The 16,199-nt window shown below is 39.1% G+C and carries 18 protein-coding genes; 4 read left to right on the plus strand and 14 right to left on the minus strand.

Annotation, left to right across the window (positions count from 1 at the left end; genetic code table 11):
* Nucleotides 1–16: 16 nt before the first annotated feature.
* On the plus strand, nucleotides 17–823 hold the full coding sequence (locus IW22_RS12285; protein ID WP_034726901.1) for a M48 family metallopeptidase: 807 nt from the start codon (nucleotides 17–19) through the stop codon (nucleotides 821–823).
* 93 nt (nucleotides 824–916) lie between these two features.
* Complete coding sequence (locus IW22_RS12290; RefSeq protein ID WP_034726902.1) at nucleotides 917–1,228, plus strand: hypothetical protein; 312 nt, start codon at nucleotides 917–919, stop codon at nucleotides 1,226–1,228.
* Nucleotides 1,229–1,263: 35 nt separating this feature from the next.
* Here the strand turns inward: IW22_RS12290 and IW22_RS12295 are convergent, their stop codons facing one another.
* The 12 genes from IW22_RS12295 to IW22_RS12350 form a co-directional block, all read right to left on the minus strand.
* Nucleotides 1,264–1,878, minus strand: a complete 615-nt coding sequence (locus IW22_RS12295; RefSeq protein WP_034726903.1) for an outer membrane beta-barrel protein — start codon at nucleotides 1,876–1,878, stop codon at nucleotides 1,264–1,266.
* The gene (locus IW22_RS12300; RefSeq protein WP_034726904.1) at nucleotides 1,862–2,677 is read right to left on the minus strand and encodes an ABC transporter ATP-binding protein; all 816 of its coding nucleotides are present in this window, start codon (nucleotides 2,675–2,677) and stop codon (nucleotides 1,862–1,864) included. The genes IW22_RS12295 and IW22_RS12300 overlap by 17 nt, the downstream gene beginning before the upstream one ends.
* Nucleotides 2,677–3,429 carry an MlaE family ABC transporter permease gene (locus tag IW22_RS12305; protein ID WP_034726905.1) on the minus strand — a complete coding sequence of 251 codons (753 nt, stop codon included), beginning with the start codon at nucleotides 3,427–3,429 and terminating at the stop codon, nucleotides 2,677–2,679. The genes IW22_RS12300 and IW22_RS12305 overlap by 1 nt, the downstream gene beginning before the upstream one ends.
* Nucleotides 3,430–3,546: 117 nt before the next feature.
* Nucleotides 3,547–4,917, minus strand: coding sequence for an exopolysaccharide biosynthesis polyprenyl glycosylphosphotransferase (locus IW22_RS12310; RefSeq protein WP_034726906.1), 1,371 nt, complete (start codon nucleotides 4,915–4,917; stop codon nucleotides 3,547–3,549).
* A 180-nt stretch (nucleotides 4,918–5,097) separates the two neighbouring features.
* Nucleotides 5,098–5,727, minus strand: a complete 630-nt coding sequence (locus IW22_RS12315; protein ID WP_034726907.1) for a 7-carboxy-7-deazaguanine synthase QueE — start codon at nucleotides 5,725–5,727, stop codon at nucleotides 5,098–5,100.
* Between the two features lie 7 nt (nucleotides 5,728–5,734).
* The gene (locus tag IW22_RS12320; RefSeq protein ID WP_034726908.1) at nucleotides 5,735–6,619 is read right to left on the minus strand and encodes a bifunctional 5,10-methylenetetrahydrofolate dehydrogenase/5,10-methenyltetrahydrofolate cyclohydrolase; all 885 of its coding nucleotides are present in this window, start codon (nucleotides 6,617–6,619) and stop codon (nucleotides 5,735–5,737) included.
* 21 nt (nucleotides 6,620–6,640) lie between these two features.
* Nucleotides 6,641–7,465: a class I SAM-dependent methyltransferase gene (locus IW22_RS23660; RefSeq protein ID WP_051891216.1), complete on the minus strand. Its 825-nt coding sequence runs from the start codon at nucleotides 7,463–7,465 to the stop codon at nucleotides 6,641–6,643.
* A gap of 3 nt (nucleotides 7,466–7,468) precedes the next feature.
* Nucleotides 7,469–9,109, minus strand: coding sequence for a glucose-6-phosphate isomerase (gene pgi, locus IW22_RS12330; protein ID WP_034727043.1), 1,641 nt, complete (start codon nucleotides 9,107–9,109; stop codon nucleotides 7,469–7,471).
* Between the two features lie 205 nt (nucleotides 9,110–9,314).
* A complete protein-coding gene (locus IW22_RS12335; protein ID WP_034726909.1) occupies nucleotides 9,315–9,923 on the minus strand; it encodes a hypothetical protein in 609 nt (202 codons plus the stop codon).
* A complete protein-coding gene (locus IW22_RS12340) occupies nucleotides 9,913–10,422 on the minus strand; it encodes an RNA polymerase sigma factor (protein WP_034726910.1) in 510 nt (169 codons plus the stop codon). Before IW22_RS12340 ends, IW22_RS12335 begins: the two co-directional genes overlap by 11 nt.
* Nucleotides 10,423–10,447: 25 nt before the next feature.
* A complete protein-coding gene (locus tag IW22_RS12345; RefSeq protein WP_034726911.1) occupies nucleotides 10,448–11,317 on the minus strand; it encodes a TraB/GumN family protein in 870 nt (289 codons plus the stop codon).
* 156 nt (nucleotides 11,318–11,473) lie between these two features.
* Nucleotides 11,474–12,376 (minus strand): DUF4349 domain-containing protein, encoded by a 903-nt coding sequence (locus IW22_RS12350; protein WP_034727044.1) that lies wholly within the window; start codon nucleotides 12,374–12,376, stop codon nucleotides 11,474–11,476.
* A 208-nt stretch (nucleotides 12,377–12,584) separates the two neighbouring features.
* On the opposite strand from IW22_RS12350, the gene IW22_RS12355 reads away from it, so the two are divergent.
* On the plus strand, nucleotides 12,585–13,943 hold the full coding sequence (locus IW22_RS12355; protein WP_034726912.1) for an acyl-CoA dehydrogenase family protein: 1,359 nt from the start codon (nucleotides 12,585–12,587) through the stop codon (nucleotides 13,941–13,943).
* Nucleotides 13,944–14,042: 99 nt separating this feature from the next.
* Here the strand turns inward: IW22_RS12355 and IW22_RS12360 are convergent, their stop codons facing one another.
* On the minus strand, nucleotides 14,043–14,420 hold the full coding sequence (locus tag IW22_RS12360; protein WP_034726913.1) for a DoxX family protein: 378 nt from the start codon (nucleotides 14,418–14,420) through the stop codon (nucleotides 14,043–14,045).
* Between the two features lie 157 nt (nucleotides 14,421–14,577).
* Between IW22_RS12360 and IW22_RS12365 the strand changes: the two genes are divergently transcribed.
* On the plus strand, nucleotides 14,578–14,832 hold the full coding sequence (locus IW22_RS12365; protein ID WP_034726914.1) for a hypothetical protein: 255 nt from the start codon (nucleotides 14,578–14,580) through the stop codon (nucleotides 14,830–14,832).
* 122 nt (nucleotides 14,833–14,954) lie between these two features.
* Here the strand turns inward: IW22_RS12365 and IW22_RS12370 are convergent, their stop codons facing one another.
* Nucleotides 14,955–16,067 carry an AI-2E family transporter gene (locus tag IW22_RS12370; RefSeq protein ID WP_034726915.1) on the minus strand — a complete coding sequence of 371 codons (1,113 nt, stop codon included), beginning with the start codon at nucleotides 16,065–16,067 and terminating at the stop codon, nucleotides 14,955–14,957.
* Nucleotides 16,068–16,199 lie beyond the last annotated feature (132 nt).

The following is a 16,199-nucleotide window of genomic DNA, read 5'->3' on the forward strand; positions in this document are numbered from 1 at the left end:
TATTAATACACGAACTATGAAATTTACACATCTATTAGGAATAGGAGCAGTTGCCCTGTCAATTGCAGCTTGTACGACTAACCCGATCACGGGAAGATCTTCATTACAGATTGCAAATAACTCTGAAATACTGACGATGTCTGCACAGGAATATAAAACGACACTGTCTAAATCTAAGATTATTTCAGGAACTGCAGACGCTAAAAAAATAGTAAGTGTAGGAAGCAGAATCAAAAGTGCAGCAGAAAGATACTATCAAAGCATAGGAAGATCGGCAGATCTGGCGAATTATAGCTGGGAATTTAATCTTATTCAGAGCAATGAACTGAATGCCTGGTGTATGCCTGGCGGGAAAGTTGCAGTATACACAGGAATTCTTCCGGTTACGAAGAATGACAACGGTCTTGCGGTTGTGATGGGACATGAAGTTTCACATGCCTTAGCAGGACACGGAAATGAGAGAATTTCTCAGGCGATGGTAGCACAATACGGCGGATCTATTTTGGGTGGAACAATTTCAAACTCACAATGGGCCGGGATTTTCCAGAAAGTATACCCGATAGGATCTCAGGTAGCATTATTGAAATACGGAAGAAATCAGGAGTCAGAAGCAGATCAGATGGGACTGTATCTGATGTCTATGGCAGGATATGACCCAAGAGAAGCGATCCCTTTCTGGAATAGAATGGAAGGAGCATCTTCTGGGGCGAGACAGCCGGAATTCCTGTCTACTCACCCGAATCCTGAAACAAGGATTTCAGACATCAATAGAGACCTTCCCAAAGCTTTGGAATATTATAAAGCTGCCGGAGGGAAAATATAACGTTAGAATTTTTAATCTTGTATAGAGCCTTATTTAATTTTCACTAAATTGGGTAAGGCTTTTTTTTTAACACCAACCACTAACACAATATTTATGAAAAGTTTATCAATTACAGGACTTATCCTGCTGGCCGTTTCGGCACTGCTTTTTTATCTGACCACTGATTTTACGGTAGGCGGAATTACCATTTCCCATATGATGGGTGTAATGGCAGGGGTAGGAATCGGTCTTATTATCGGCGGAATGGTAGGATATGTAAGCAAAGGAAGCGCGCTGAAAGCGGAAGAAAAAAGAAAAGAATTCAAACAGTTACAAAAAGACAAAGAAGAACTGGAAAAGCAGGCGGCAGAAATTGCCCAACGTGAAGCAGAACTTCAGCGACAAAATCAAAACCCTCAAATTTAAATATTTGAGGGTTTTTTATAGATGTTATTTTCGAATTATTTAAACTTGTAGCCTACACCTACTAAGAACAGGTTAGGTCTGTTGTCGTATCTGATCTCCGAACCGGAAACCTTATTGATGAAGTTTCTTTCGTCTTTACTGAATGAACCTTCATATCTTGCGTTGATAAGCAGTTTCTTGATTTCAAGCTGTGCTCCGAACTGATAGCCTACAGTGAAGTTGTTTTTAACATTTTCCTTAAAATCGTTGTAGGTATTTTCTTTGCTTAAATTATAGCTGGCCACAGGTCCTATGAACACCCCAAGCATATCTCCCAGAACATTGTGTCCTAAAAGAACAGGCATATCTAAACGGTTGCTTTTCACATCAAAAGTAGTATTCTCCGTAGTGAATTCATTTTTGAAGTGCGTGTAGAATAATTCCGGCATCACATAAAATGAACCCGGAAGTTTAACTTTTAATGAAAGACCCGCGTTGAAACCTGCATTGTTCTTTCCTGTTCCCTCAATGGCGTCATTCACTGTTCCTTTGATGTTTTTCCATGAAGGAGAGCCCGTTGGGAATATTAAGTTAGCTTTTGCTGCCAGTGAAATCTGTGCAGAAGCGAACATTGAAAACCCGATTAACGCTATACTAAGTACCTTTTTCATTATCGTCTATTTTAGTGATTGTATTTTCAATCGTTTTATTATTTTCAAGTAAATATTCTCTCAGTTCTTTAAACAGTTCTGAAGAATAAACGAAGTCAATAAGATTTTTATTGCCTGCGGTGATCAGAACGTCTTTGTTTCCTTCCCATTCTTTGATTCCCAATCTCAGGTATACAATTTTCTCCCCGATCGTCATCACAGAGTTCATATCGTGGGTGTTGATGATGGTTGTCGTGTTGTATTCTTTGGTGATTTCAAGAAGAAGGTCATCAATAATATTGGAAGTGTAAGGGTCAAGTCCGGAGTTCGGCTCATCACAGAACAGGTACTTCGGGTTGTTGACGATGGCTCTTGCAATGGCCACACGTTTCTGCATTCCTCCCGAGATCTCGGATGGGAACTTTCTGCCGGCTTTGTCAAGATGCACTCTTCCGATTACTTCAAAAACCCTTTTCTTTTTTTCGCGGAAGGTAAGGTTCGTAAACATATCCAGGGGAAACATGATATTTTCTTCCACGGTTAACGAGTCAAAAAGCGCACTGCCCTGGAATACCGTTCCGATTTCTGAACGCAGGTGCTGTTTCTGGTCTCTCGTCATTGTATTGATATCCGTACCGTCAAAAAGGATTTCTCCCGATGAAGGTTGGTATACATTCAGTAAGCTTTTCAGGAAAACAGTTTTCCCCGAGCCACTCTGCCCGATGATCAGGTTCACCTTTCCTTTGTCGAAGGAAGTTGAAATTCCCTTAAGTACTTCAACATCACCAAAACTCTTCTTAAGATCTTTTACCTCAATCATCAGCTTAATATTAATTGGGTTAAAATTAATTCAGAAATGATAATAAATACCATTGTCCATACTACGGCCTGTGTACTGGCTCTACCTACTTCCAGCGATCCTCCTTTTACGTTATATCCGAAATAGGAAGGAACGGTAGCGATGATAAAGGCAAATACGGTAGTTTTTACAAATGCATAATACACAAATAAATTGGGCATATACATCTGAATCCCTACGATATAGTCATTTTCAGTCCAGTTTCCGGTCAGCATACCTGCCAGATGTCCGCCGCCGATACCGAAAACGATACTGATGGCAATCAAAAGAGGGTTGAAAATAACGCAGGCACAAATTTTGGGTAATATCAGGAAGTTTGGAGAGTTCACCCCCATGATGTCCAGGGCATCGATCTGTTCGGAAACTCTCATAGTTCCTATACTGGATGCGATATATGATCCTACTTTACCGGCCAGGATAAGACTGATGATGGTCGGGGAAAATTCCAGAACCAAAACGGCTTTCGTAGCATATCCCACGAATGATGGCGGGATCGGGAAAGAGGAAGAATCAAAGTTGTTGAACATCTGGATAGCGACTACCGCTCCCACAAATATAGAAGTGAAGATCACAAGCCCAAAAGAATTGACGCCGAGATCATTAATTTCTCTCATGAACAGCTTCCAAAAAACCCTCATTTTCTGGGGTTTCTGCAAGGATTTACCTAGAAGGATAATGTATTCTCCTACTGCTGTGAAAAACTTTTTTAACATGCTGCTAAATTAGACTTTTTTTATTTAATTAAGTAAGGCTCAGTTGAAGGCCTAAAGTTTATTTAACCTTAGTAGCAAATATGATTCCTCAATTGTAATCTTAGCCTTTTGTTTGATTTATTTTGCGTTTTTATCTCCTGTGATCACCAATAGAACGGTCTTTAAAACGATGACCAGATCCAGAACGAAACTCCAGTTCCTTACATAGAAAGTATCTGCAAGGATTCTTTTTTTCATCTCCACTTCCACATCTCCATAATCTCCGCGAAGTCCGCTTACCTGTGCAAGTCCCGTAATACCGGGAGAAACCATGCTTCTCAAGCTGTATCTTCCGATCTTGGGTTTATAGTAATTGTCTACGGCCAGCATATGAGGGCGGGGTCCTACGATAGACATTTCCCCTTTCAGTACATTGACGAACTGGGGAAGCTCATCAAGGCTGGTTTTTCTGAGAAACTTTCCGATTTTTGTGATCCTTGAGTCATTTTCTTCTGTGGTTTTGGTTGCAGATTCATCATTCACGATCATTGTCCTGAATTTCAGGCATGAAAATACCTCCTCATGAAAACCGTATCTTTTCTGGATAAAAAAAACAGGGCCTTTAGAAGTTGTTTTGATAAGAATAGCAATAATGGGAAATAACCAGGAGCAGAGAAACAGGAGGATGGATATTGAAAACAGGATGTCAAAAGTTCTTTTTACCAGAAAATTGGAATAAAAGTCCAGTGGATATTTGGCCTGGCTCAGAACCGGCTGTGTTTGGATATACCCAAGATCATACAGGAAAAAATCACTCTGTGTAATACTCGGAATCAGGGAGACATGAACCTTATTGTCTTCTGCCAGCTTGAAGATCTCTTTTTCGATATCTTCATTCACCAGATTTTCAGTAGATAAAAACAGGGTATGAATTCCGTTCTTTTTCCAGAAACCGACAAGCTCATTGGCATTGATAGCCTGACTTTCATACTCGAATATTCTGTATCCGTAATCTTTTCTGTCTTTAAAGATATTCCTTAAGATCTCAGTAGAACTTGTTTCTCCCAAAAACATAACGTTTCTGTAGTTGATCCCCAGTGAGCGAAAATATTTTATGGTAAAATAAATCACTGATTTCGCAAGGAAAATAAAGAAAAACAGGTAAAACGAAAGCCAGTAAATATCTGAATTGAAAAAAACGTTTTTACTGACCCTTCCGATAAGGAGAACTCCCAGTATAAAAAACAGGAAATGAATCAGAAGACGTTCCAAAAACAAAGTATACGTAAGATTCCTTTGAATATTATAAATTTTTGTCCTGCCGCTCAGAAGCATCCAGAACAAAAAGAGCAATATCAGTGAAAAAATATTTTCATACCACGTTTCTCTATGGTATCTTAAGCTTTCATTCCTGCTTATAAAAAAGAATACAAAAATAGATGCAATAACCATAAGGTCAAGCAAAATAATAATCGATTTCAGGTATCTGGAGTATCGAATTCTCTGCATCTATCAGTGTTTAAACGGATACGAAGAGCTAAGGTACATATTTTTTATGGTATATCTCTTCTTAGAGGAATATTATAAATTTTCGTACTACTACTTGGATACTTCAGGCTGGAAAAAACAGTTCTGTGAATACAGCAAACTGATTCGAATTTCCTCTGTAGAATCCAGGAAAGATAAACTTTATGGAATATTCAGGTACTTATGAGTCTGAACCGAAGCCTGCCATTCCGGGTGAGCCAGAATAAAATCTGTGATCTTTGGGTACATTTCATCACGTTTGCTCCATTCGCTCTGAAGATATAACCTGCAGTTTTCAGAAACTTTTGCAGCCTGTTCGCCGGCAAATTTAAAATCATTATTGTTAAAAATAATCATTTTAAGTTCGTGAGCTTTAGCATAAATTTCCTCTTTCGGAAGTCCAGTTTTCTTAGGTGAAAGAGTAATCCAGTCGATTTGTCCGCTCAAAGGATACGCTCCTGAAGTTTCAATATGTATGGTGCAGCCTAATTCTTTTAATTTAGAAGTCAAAATATCTAAATTCCACATTAATGGTTCGCCACCGGTCAACACAACAATTTTACAGTGTTTTGCTGCAGTTTCTGCAATTTCTTCAGCATTCATCAAGGGATGCAGCGTAGGATCCCAGCTTTCTTTCACATCACACCAGTGGCAGCCAACATCGCAACCTCCCAGTCTGATAAAGTAAGCTGCTTTTCCGGTATGTGCACCTTCCCCTTGAATAGTGTAAAAATGCTCCATCACAGGGAGCATTTTACCTTCTTTTAATAAAATATCTTCTTCTTTATTCATTTTAAAATTAGTCGTTATAGACCGAAGTTTTGTATGCGATGATGGTGTTCTTCATCAGCATGGCTCTGGTCATTGGGCCTACACCTCCCGGTACCGGCGTGATCCAGCTTGCTTTGGCTGCACAGCTGTCAAAATCTACGTCACCCGCAAGGTAATATCCTTTTGGAGAATCATCATCTACTCTTGTGATACCCACATCCACGATTACTGCGCCGTCCTTGATCATATCTCCTTTCAGGAAATGAGGATCACCTAAAGCGGTAATAACAATGTCTGCTTTTTTTGTATATTCTTCGATGTCTTTTGTGTAAGAGTGTGTTAAAGTCACGGTAGAGTTACCCGGGAAATCTTTTCTTCCCATCAGGATGCTCATAGGTCTTCCTACAATTTTACTTCTTCCGATAATTACACAGTCTTTTCCTTTTGTTTCAATATTGTATCTTTCCAATAATGTCAGAATCCCGAATGGTGTAGCGGGAAGGAACGTATCCATTTCCAACGCCATTTTTCCGAAGTTTTCAGGGTGGAAACCATCTACATCTTTTCTTGGATCAATAGCCAGAATGATTTTTTCCTGATCGATCTGGTCCGGTAAAGGAAGCTGTACGATAAAACCATCCACCGATTTAGATTTATTCAGCTCATCGATTTTTTCCAATAATTCAGATTCAGAAACTGTACTTGGGAATTTGACAAGCGTAGAACGGAATCCAACTTCCTCACAGTCTTTTACTTTACTGTTTACATACGCCTTGCTCGCTCCGTTGTTTCCTACAAGAATCGCTACCAGGTGCGGTGCTCTTTTCTTGCTTTCAAGGATCTTTTCCACTTCAACCTTGATCTCCGCTTTTATTTCTTTGGATACTTTAAGTCCGTCAAGAATTTCTGCCATTTTTACTTTTTTTACTTTTATTTAGATTTTATTGAATACAACAATATCCTGGAACTCATCGGCACCTTCCTTTTCTACATCAGTTCTCCAGAATCCTCCTTTTACGGTCGTTACTTTTAATCCGGCTTCTGCTGCCATCTGGTTCAGCAATGGAATGCTTACCGCGATATTGGCTGCGGTCACTTTATCATCCATAAGTCTGTACCCATCATACTGATGGGGAAATGGCATCGTTCCAAATTCCTTTTTAGATTCATCATACAGGAAGAATGTGGCCAGACATTGCCCGCCGCTGTTCAAAACTCTGCTGATCTCGCTCAGATATCTTTTGATCTCAGGAATCTGCATATGAGTGAATACCGAGAACAAAAATGCTTTGTCAAACTGAGCATCATCATAAGGAAATGTAAAATCTTCCGCTTTTTGGCTGAACGTATTGTACAGATCATTATAAATCGGGGTAAACTTGAATGTAAAATTCGGATGTTTTTGACCGATATTTTTATTGCACCAGTTGATTCCTTTTTCTACAGCATCAAAACCGTCGTAAGTACCTTTATCAATGATTCCGGTAAGGGCTACAGCGGTTCTTCCGATTCCGCATCCTACATCCAGCACACGGTCGGTATTTTGTAAGCCAATGTATTTTTTCAACGCATTGGCCTGACGAATGCCGTGAGGAATAAAGTCGCTGCCTCCTACATAAATATCTCCCTTTTTAGGCTCGTTTTTAGATCTTTTTCCGGTAAACCCGTCATAGAGGTCTATCGGGAAGTAATAGATCTTTCTCCCCAAAAGCCTAAGGCCCGGAGGAAGTTTATAATAATATGACCGTAATGCAGACATCTGCTATTTATTTCCTTTATAATAATTGATCAATCCGTTGGTAGAACTGTCATGAGAACTTACCGCCTCATTGTTTTCAAGCTCAGGAAGGATCTTATTGGCTAATACTTTTCCTAATTCCACTCCGAACTGGTCGAAGCTGAAAATATTCCAGATGACACCCTGAACAAAGATTTTATGCTCGTATAAGGCAATCAGTTGTCCCAGTGAAAAAGGAGTTAATTCCTTGAATAATATAGAGTTGGTTGGTGTATTTCCGTGGAAGACTTTGTAGTTTAAAAGTCTGTCAATTTCTTCATCACTTTTCCCTTCATTTCTTAATTCCTGTTCTACTTCCTCTTCAGATTTTCCGAAAGCAAGTGCTTCAGTCTGAGCAAAAAAGTTCGCTAAAAGTTTAGGTTGATGATCAGAAACGGCATTGCTGCTTTTCGCATAAGCAATAAAATCGGCAGGAATAAGTTCCGTTCCCTGGTGGATCAGCTGGTAAAAGGCATGTTGTCCGTTTGTTCCCGGCTCACCCCAGATAATCGGTCCTGTTTCGTATTCCACGAATTCACCGTTTCTGTCTACGCATTTTCCGTTACTTTCCATATCTCCCTGCTGAAGATAAGCTGCAAATCTGTCCAGATATTGAGAATAAGGAAGGATCGCGTAAGTAGTGGCAGCATAGAAATTACGGTACCAGATGCCTAGAAGTCCCATTAAAACCGGGATGTTTTCTGAGAAATCTGCAGTCTGGAAATGGTGGTCTGTGTAAGAAGCCCCTTTCAGAAGCTCTTCAAAATTCTCATACCCTACTGCCAGAACAATGCTTAGGCCGATAGCACTCCAAAGAGAATATCTTCCGCCTACCCAGTCCCAGAACTCAAATATATTTTCTTCTGCAATTCCGAATTTTTTAACGGCTTCAACGTTAGTGGACAAAGCCACAAAATGTTTCGCCACATCTTCCTCTTTTCCTGCTTTCAGGAACCAGTCTTTCGCAGAATTGGCATTCGTCATCGTTTCCTGAGTCGTAAAGGTCTTGGAAGCAATAATGAATAAAGTAGTTTCAGGATTCAGTTTTTTAACGGTTTCAGCAATGTGATTCCCGTCAACGTTTGAAACGAAGTGAACGTTTAATCTTGTTTTAAAATGTTTTAAAGCGGAACAAACCATCACCGGTCCAAGATCTGAACCTCCGATTCCGATATTCACGACATCAGTGATTTCTTTTCCGCTGAATCCTTTGTGCTCTCCTGAAATGATTTTTTCAGAGAACGTTTTCATGTGGTCAAGAACTCTTCTGATCTGAGGTTTTATGTTTTCACCGTCTACGATGATTTCTTTATCTGAAAAATCCCTCAAAGCCGTATGCAGGACTGCTCTTCCTTCTGTTTCATTGATCTTGTCACCTGAAAACATTTTGGAAATAGCGTCTTTCAACTGGCATTCTTCTGCCAGATGAAGCAGAAGTTCCTTCGTTCTTGAATCGATCAGGTTTTTAGAATAGTCAAAAAGGAAGTTATCCTTTTGTATAGAAAATTCATTAAAACGCTCAGGATTGTACTGAAAAAGACTTCTCAAATCAAAGTCATTTCCTGCAAAATGTTCGTCAAGAGCCTTCCAGCTGTTGGTTTGTATAGGATTTATTTTTGATAGCATACTTTTGGAATTTAGTAGATTCAGAAAATGATGGGCAGGATCAAAATGTTTAAAATCCATATCATTTTATTTCTGATGTGCAAATTTAAGGAAAAATAAAACCTCAGATAAATTTGAGCACGATAAATAACATTTTTTTAAAAAACAAACCCCAGATCAGGTCCGGGGTTTCATGTTATTGTTTTGTGAAAGATAGCTAGGGAAGTTATTCATCCATTTCGTTCAGAATATTTTCCAGACGTTTGGCATTTCTTCCGTAGATGTATTTTGTCCATAGCACAATGCTGGTGACGATGGCTACCGTTCCGATCAGAACGCTGATGATTAAAGCCTGCTGATAAGTACTTGACATATCCCCTAAAGATTCTCCTTTTTTCTCCAGTATATTATAGAACTCCAATCCTAATGTGATCATAAAGTGCGGAAGAAGCAGGAATCCGAAAGACTGGTATCTTTCCATATTCAGTTTCAGTTCGTGGTATATTTTCCAGAGACTGTTCTTGGTGTTTCCGTCATAAAGTTCGGTCTGCTTATAAAATTTATAGAATCCGAACAGATAGTAAGAAGAGATCACAACCAGCATCGCATATGAAGTGTAATAAATAATATATTGAGATTCCGGAAAACGGAGCTGCTGCGGAAAGAAGGCGATAAGAATGACGGCAATGACCTGCATTGGAAATTCCGCTTTCATACTTTTCTGGATCTTTTCGATAGGGTGTTTGCTTTTCTTTAGCTGTTCTATGGTGTTGGGAATGTTGACGCTGTCGCCGTCTTCGTTATTCCACTGTTCTTTTAATTGATCAAAATTCATAGCCTGATTTTTTTATGATTTGCTGTATTTTTTCTTTGGTTCTGTTAAGTTTTACACGGGCGTTGCCTTCGCTCAGCCCCAGGTTGTCTCCGATTTCTTTGTGAGACATTCCTTCCATGAAATAAAAGATGACGGCTTTTTCCAGTGCCTTTAGTTCCTGGACTGCAGCGTAAAAAACTTCTAATTGCTTGTCCTTTGCGGGATTGTAGTCTTCATTCTGGACCTCAAAATGATGTGGTACCTCGGTTTGATTATGCGTTCGCTGCTTTTCTTTTTTTAAATAAGTGATCGCGGTGTTGATGGCCACACGGTACATCCAGGTCGAAAATTCACTGTTCCCTTTGAAGTTCTGGTAAGATTTCCACAGCTGAATAAGGATTTCCTGCTGCAGGTCTTCCCGGTCTTCCAAAGAATCCGCGTAGATACGGGAGGCCTTGTACAGAATGCCTTTGTGCTGGTTGACGAGCTTTAAAAAAGCGGTTTCAGTTTGACTGCTCACGATGATTTCATGGTATGGTTATACATTATAAGCTTGAGACCGGTTTTACGGTGTATCCTTTCGCTTTCAGGAGACGGATCACGCCGTTGTCACCCATAAGATGTGCGCCTCCCACGGCAAAGAAAGCACTTTCTTTTTTCATCATCTCAGGCATTTTTTCTGCCCAGTTTTTATTTCTGTCCGTAAGCATCGCTTTTTCCTGTGCGGTATTCATCAGTTTTTTATCTTTAAAGAGGGTATAAAGAGACTGTACATCTTCTTTTTTAAAGGCAGCGACCATTTTATTAAGCAGGGTTTCATATTCCTTTCCCATTTTTAACTGTTGAATAACTGCTTTCAGATCATAAGCTTTATTAATGGAGGTCATCTGTTCCTCTACTTTTTCAAGTCCGTAAACTCTCTTTTTGCTTTTCATTGCATTTTTGAGAAGTTCTATTTCATACATTTTTAGGTCAGTCTGCGGGCACGGTATGGCTTTCGTCGAAATCAATGCATATAATGCCTGTGAACTGAAATTGTCCATTTTCTTTAAATCTGTTCCATAGTCAGCAAGGACTTTATCCAGCTCCTTTGCTTCTTCAGGAGTAAGTTGGTCTGAAAGTTTTTTATCCGTCTGATACATTTTCTGCATGGCTGCCATTTCAGCGGCATCTGTGTAATTGATCTCCATTACAAATTGATCAGACTTTTCGAGAGCTTTCATTACTTTAGGCTTAATCTCAAAATCCTTGCTGCACATGATATGAAAGGTTCCTGCAATGTAAGAAGGTTGGGTGAGGCCGTTTCCAGAAATTTCCCATAGTGTACTGTTTTCTGTATTCGTGTTCTGAGCTTTTGCGGTCATAAAGGTTGCCGATAATACTACTGCGAACCCAAGTTTTACTAAATTTTTCATATGATTAAAGTTTTTAATTATTCATTCTTTTAATCAGTAGGTAAGGGGAGTACAATGAACGTTACAGTTTTTTTGAAAAAAATAAAAAACCTCCCGGAAAGGAGGTCTGTGAAATCTAAAATTATGATGATAACCAGCTGGTTAGGATTGCTTTTGTTATTCTTGAACTTTTGTGTGTTCAGACTTTGTCAATTTTCTTTTTCTTAAAAAGTAAAGAATTGCACCTAGGATTAAGACTAAAGGCCAAATAGTGATAAGTCCTACAGCGATCTTCTGAATCAGGTAAAACCCTTCTACGAAAGCATTTTTAGTGTCATAGATAAAATTGAATTTATATTGATTGTCTATGTTGCGGGTATTGCTTACTGCAATTTCAGCAATACGAAGTTTAGGCTCTTTGATGTAAATGTCTATTGTGCTGTATTTGATGTTGTCGGTAGTATCCATAGTGGCCAGCTGCTGCAGGTTTCCTTCCGCCATATTGTCGTTGTCCAGCTTCACTTTGTCTTTATTCGTTTTCAGCTGATCGATGTTTTCACCTGTCTTTTTAATTCTTTTGCCTTCCATTTCAGCATACTTGATGTTGGAGGTTACATCTTCCGCATTGATGGTTCTGTAATTGAGGAATACTTTTTTGTCATTAATTTTTGTAAGCAATTCCCCTAGTTTTTCTGTCGGAACACGTACCTGCATTTTGTTTTCAGTCTGGTATTTTTTGATCAGCATAGCTTCATTATCGGAAGTATTGTACGTGTCCTCTGAAAGGATGCTGCTCTGTAGATTGCTGTGGGTCACAAATCCTCCAAGATCCTGAACGGTCTTTTCAATGGAAACGGTTGCTTCGTACACGTCTTTGACTTCCATGTTCACATCAGCGGTTTTAATGAACTGTCTGTCCTTTACTTCCATAGTGGCGGCAGAAGAAACGCTGTCTGTAACTATGGCAACAGTAGAATCTAAACCAGAAACTTCTGTGGCGGCCACTTCTCCTTTTTTACACGAATAAATTCCTAATAAAAGAACTGCTGACAGGGATAATTTAATGTAAGTCGTTTTCATAGCGTTGATTTTTGTGGGTTTTCTTAGGTCAAAGTTCTGCCAGGATCCTTTGTAATATTTGAAAATCAACTGCAAAAAGTTTGTAAAGAAATATTTCTATTTTAATTTGTTGTAAATGAGTGTTTTGTAAAATAGGTTATCATGGGACAGCTTGTTTTCGGAGCAGTTTTTGCTTAACTTTTACAAATCAATCCCACAAAACATTACTATGTCAAATACTTTTTCCAAAATCAGAAACACTATAGAATTATTCAGATCCATAGATTTTGAACAGTTGAGTGCTATTTCTCAAAAAGTTGATCTGCCCAAGCTGATGCAGAATTTCTCCAAACTGGACGATAAACAGCTGAACGGAATGATGAAAATGCTTGATCCTAATAAGAAAAAGCGGGAGCTTCCGCCTATTGATGGTGATTTCTACGATATCTACCATACACTGACTCCGGAGCAACGCGAGATTCAGCTTAAAGTAAGAGCGTTCATGGAAAAAGAAGTGAAACCTCTCGTGAATCATTACTGGCTAAGAGACGAGTTTCCTTTTGAATTGATTCCAAAATTCCAGAAACTGAATATCTGCGGGGTAACCTATGAAGGATACGGCTGTCCGGGTATGCCTTTCTTGATGGAAGGGGTTATTGCGATGGAAATGGCGAGGATAGATGCTTCTATTGCCACATTCTTTGGTGTTCAGTCCGGATTGGCGATGGGATCTATTTATATCTGTGGATCAGAAGAACAGAAACAAAAGTGGCTTCCCCAAATGCAGAAGTTTGAAAAAATAGGTGCTTTTGGCCTTACGGAACCTGAAGTAGGGTCCGGAGCTGCGGGTGGTCTTACGGTAACCTGTAAAAAAACAGAGGAAGGCTGGATCCTTAACGGGCAGAAAAAATGGATAGGAAATGCAACATTTGCTGACCTGATCATTATCTGGGCAAGAGATCTGGATAGTGGAGAAGTGAAAGGATTTATCGTGGAAAAAGATAATCCTGGTTATTCCGTTGAGAAAATCAAAGGAAAAATGGCACTGAGGATTGTACAAAATGGATTGATCACTTTAACAGATTGTCTTGTAACTGAAGAAAACCGCCTGCAAAATGCCAATTCATTTAAAGATACCGGAAAAGTTCTGCGTATGACCAGAGCCGGAGTAGCATGGATGGCCACAGGCTGTGCAAGAGGAGCCTACGAAAGTGCATTACAATATACCAGAACCAGAGAACAGTTCGGGAAACCGATTGCTTCATTCCAGATGATTCAGGGGCATCTGGTGGAAATGCTTTCCAATCTTACGGCCATGCAGACCATGGTTTTCAGGTTATCGGAAATGCAGGATGAAGGAATTTTAAAAGACGAGCATGCTTCACTGGCCAAGGTTTTCTGTACCCTGAGGACCAGAGATATCGTTTCCAGAGCAAGAGAAGTGCTGGGAGGAAATGGTATTCTCCTCGAATATGATGTGGCGAGATTCGTTGCCGATGCTGAAGCCATCTACTCTTATGAAGGAACCAAAGAAATTAATTCACTGATTGTGGGAAGATCTATCACCGGATTCAGTGCGTTTGTATAGATAAAAGGTATGTAGGTCAGGTGGCAGATCGTAGGTAGCAGGTAATAGGTTGCAGGTGAATCTGCGCAATGTTACCTGCTACCTGCAACCTATCATCTATTACCTAACTAAAGCTTTATATTTCTCTCTGTCATCAATAATTGCCCAAATATTAATCAGGAACATAACGATAGCCGTGATGATTCCCATCTGGTTTGGGTCTCTGTATATATTGTGAATAACGATTCCTACCATGACCGGAAGGAGGATAATAGCGCCCAAAGCTTTGGTCTTTTGGAAGATAAATAGTACTCCGCCAACAATTTCTACGATTCCCACTAAGGGTAATAGCCAGCCGATTTCGCCGAATGCAGCAAAGATCTTGATCTGCTCATCAGACATTTTAGGCATAGGTGAATAATGGAAGAATTTGTTCAGTCCTGCATTGATAAACATTAATGCAAATATGAACGAAAGGATAAATTTTACGATTTTCATGATTGTTGATTTTATATCAAATGTAAAACAAAAATGATATTCGTTTATGTATTTTTATTAAAATTTGTTAATGTTATTTATTTCTCTCGACATTGTGATTAAATTGTGATTTCCATTTAATATATTTGTGATTCAAATTAAACTAAACAATCGTATTATGTTGAAAAAACTTCAAAAATTAGATCGCGAGAATTTAAAAAAAATTAATGGAGGAGGAAGAGAGCCTATCTGTGATATCGGATTAGAAGGATGTCCTTGTAAAATTCCACCAGGACACCCTTGTTTAGGTGGCGGAGGTGGTGGTACCAATCCGGGAACGGATTTAGGGTACTGTCCGGACAACCAGTCTTATATTCCGTGCGACCAAACCTGTCCAAGTGGAATGAGCCCATTCTGTGCTGCAGGAGTTTAAAAATAATGGCTGTCTTTTGTAAGGCAGCCTTCTTTTTTTATAAGTAATGGGTAATGAGCAATAAGTAATGACTACTATTTGTCGTTATATATTGCTCATTACCCATTGCTTATTACTCATGATTAATCCATTTCCTTCAGTGTAATATTCTTGGAAATCTTGTAGCTCTTTTTCTTTTTATTCGGTTTTTCTTCCTCGCCGAGAAGTTTGCCCCAAGGTTTTAAACCTTCTACCCTTTCAAAGATGATTTTAATGATGGCTATAGCCGGAATACACAGAAACATGCCTGCAATTCCCCAAAGATGTTCTCCTAAAATAATTCCTATGAAGGAAAAAAGGGCATTGATCTTTACTTTGGAACCCACTACAAATGGGAGAACGATATTTCCGTCAATAACATGAATGGCTATATATCCAATAGCTACATAAACACAGGTAGATGGTGTTCCGGTAGCAAAGGCGATAAAGCATGAAATTAATAAGGAAATACAGATTCCCAAATAAGGAATAACATTGAGTAACCCTGTCAGAACAGCAAGAAGGATCGCATATTTTACCCCTAAAATGGTAAGAACAATAGAAGAAAGAATAGAAACGATCAAAACCTGCAGACAGAGTCCGAAAATATATTTTTTCGTCATCACACGGATTTCGGTTACCACTTCCTGTACGCTGGCTTTATGCTTTTCGTTAAAAACTGTGACAATGAAATTATTAAGAATTCGTCTGTAGTTTAAAATAAAGATGAAAAACAGGGTGAAAAATACAATAAACCCAAACCCGCTTGAAAATATCCCGAACGTGAAACCAAGAATCACTCCGGAAGAGGAGAGTAGTTTATTCAATCCCTGATTAATGTAATCAAGCTGTTCATCGATCTTTACATTGAATGTTTTTGAAATCCAGTGTTGCAGATTATTGAAAACCGTAGTCACCTGATCTCTCAGATGCGGCAGATCTTTACTGAAGTCAGAAAGCTGTGATCCGAAGAAGTAAATAATTCCGGCTAAAATAGCGAGCATCACGAAAACCGAAGTCATCGTCGAGATAGACCTTGGAAATCTTAGCCTTCTTTCCATAAAAGTAGCGGCTGGAAGAAACAGCATGGCCATTAAAAAGGCCAGGAAAAAAGGCGCTAAAATGCTCTGTCCGAGCGCCAAAAGGTAACCAAGACCTATAATGGAAATGATGACAAGCGTTAACTTAACAAGAAACGGGATTTTGAGGAAGTTCATAATTTTTCAAATCTGTAGGATAAAAGTAAGAAAACACAGCTAATTAAAATACCCTTTTCGTTTAATTAACATAATTCTTTTTGATGGAGGAGATACGCGACAACGCCGTGTGGTATGTCTTTCTTTAAATTG

This window comes from Chryseobacterium sp. JM1 (genome assembly GCF_000737715.1).
GTDB lineage: Bacteria > Bacteroidota > Bacteroidia > Flavobacteriales > Weeksellaceae > Chryseobacterium.

Coding starts and splice junctions, on each gene's coding strand:
- IW22_RS12285 (WP_034726901.1), top strand. CDS start 17: ATGAAATTTACACATCTATTAGGAATAGGAGCAGTTGCCCTGTCAATT.
- IW22_RS12290 (WP_034726902.1), top strand. CDS start 917: ATGAAAAGTTTATCAATTACAGGACTTATCCTGCTGGCCGTTTCGGCA.
- IW22_RS12295 (WP_034726903.1), bottom strand. CDS start 1,878: ATGAAAAAGGTACTTAGTATAGCGTTAATCGGGTTTTCAATGTTCGCT.
- IW22_RS12300 (WP_034726904.1), bottom strand. CDS start 2,677: ATGATTGAGGTAAAAGATCTTAAGAAGAGTTTTGGTGATGTTGAAGTA.
- IW22_RS12305 (WP_034726905.1), bottom strand. CDS start 3,429: ATGTTAAAAAAGTTTTTCACAGCAGTAGGAGAATACATTATCCTTCTA.
- IW22_RS12310 (WP_034726906.1), bottom strand. CDS start 4,917: ATGCAGAGAATTCGATACTCCAGATACCTGAAATCGATTATTATTTTG.
- IW22_RS12315 (WP_034726907.1), bottom strand. CDS start 5,727: ATGAATAAAGAAGAAGATATTTTATTAAAAGAAGGTAAAATGCTCCCT.
- IW22_RS12320 (WP_034726908.1), bottom strand. CDS start 6,619: ATGGCAGAAATTCTTGACGGACTTAAAGTATCCAAAGAAATAAAAGCG.
- IW22_RS23660 (WP_051891216.1), bottom strand. CDS start 7,465: ATGTCTGCATTACGGTCATATTATTATAAACTTCCTCCGGGCCTTAGG.
- pgi (WP_034727043.1), bottom strand. CDS start 9,109: ATGCTATCAAAAATAAATCCTATACAAACCAACAGCTGGAAGGCTCTT.
- IW22_RS12335 (WP_034726909.1), bottom strand. CDS start 9,923: ATGAATTTTGATCAATTAAAAGAACAGTGGAATAACGAAGACGGCGAC.
- IW22_RS12345 (WP_034726911.1), bottom strand. CDS start 11,317: ATGAAAAATTTAGTAAAACTTGGGTTCGCAGTAGTATTATCGGCAACC.
- IW22_RS12350 (WP_034727044.1), bottom strand. CDS start 12,376: ATGAAAACGACTTACATTAAATTATCCCTGTCAGCAGTTCTTTTATTA.
- IW22_RS12355 (WP_034726912.1), top strand. CDS start 12,585: ATGTCAAATACTTTTTCCAAAATCAGAAACACTATAGAATTATTCAGA.
- IW22_RS12360 (WP_034726913.1), bottom strand. CDS start 14,420: ATGAAAATCGTAAAATTTATCCTTTCGTTCATATTTGCATTAATGTTT.
- IW22_RS12365 (WP_034726914.1), top strand. CDS start 14,578: ATGTTGAAAAAACTTCAAAAATTAGATCGCGAGAATTTAAAAAAAATT.
- IW22_RS12370 (WP_034726915.1), bottom strand. CDS start 16,067: ATGAACTTCCTCAAAATCCCGTTTCTTGTTAAGTTAACGCTTGTCATC.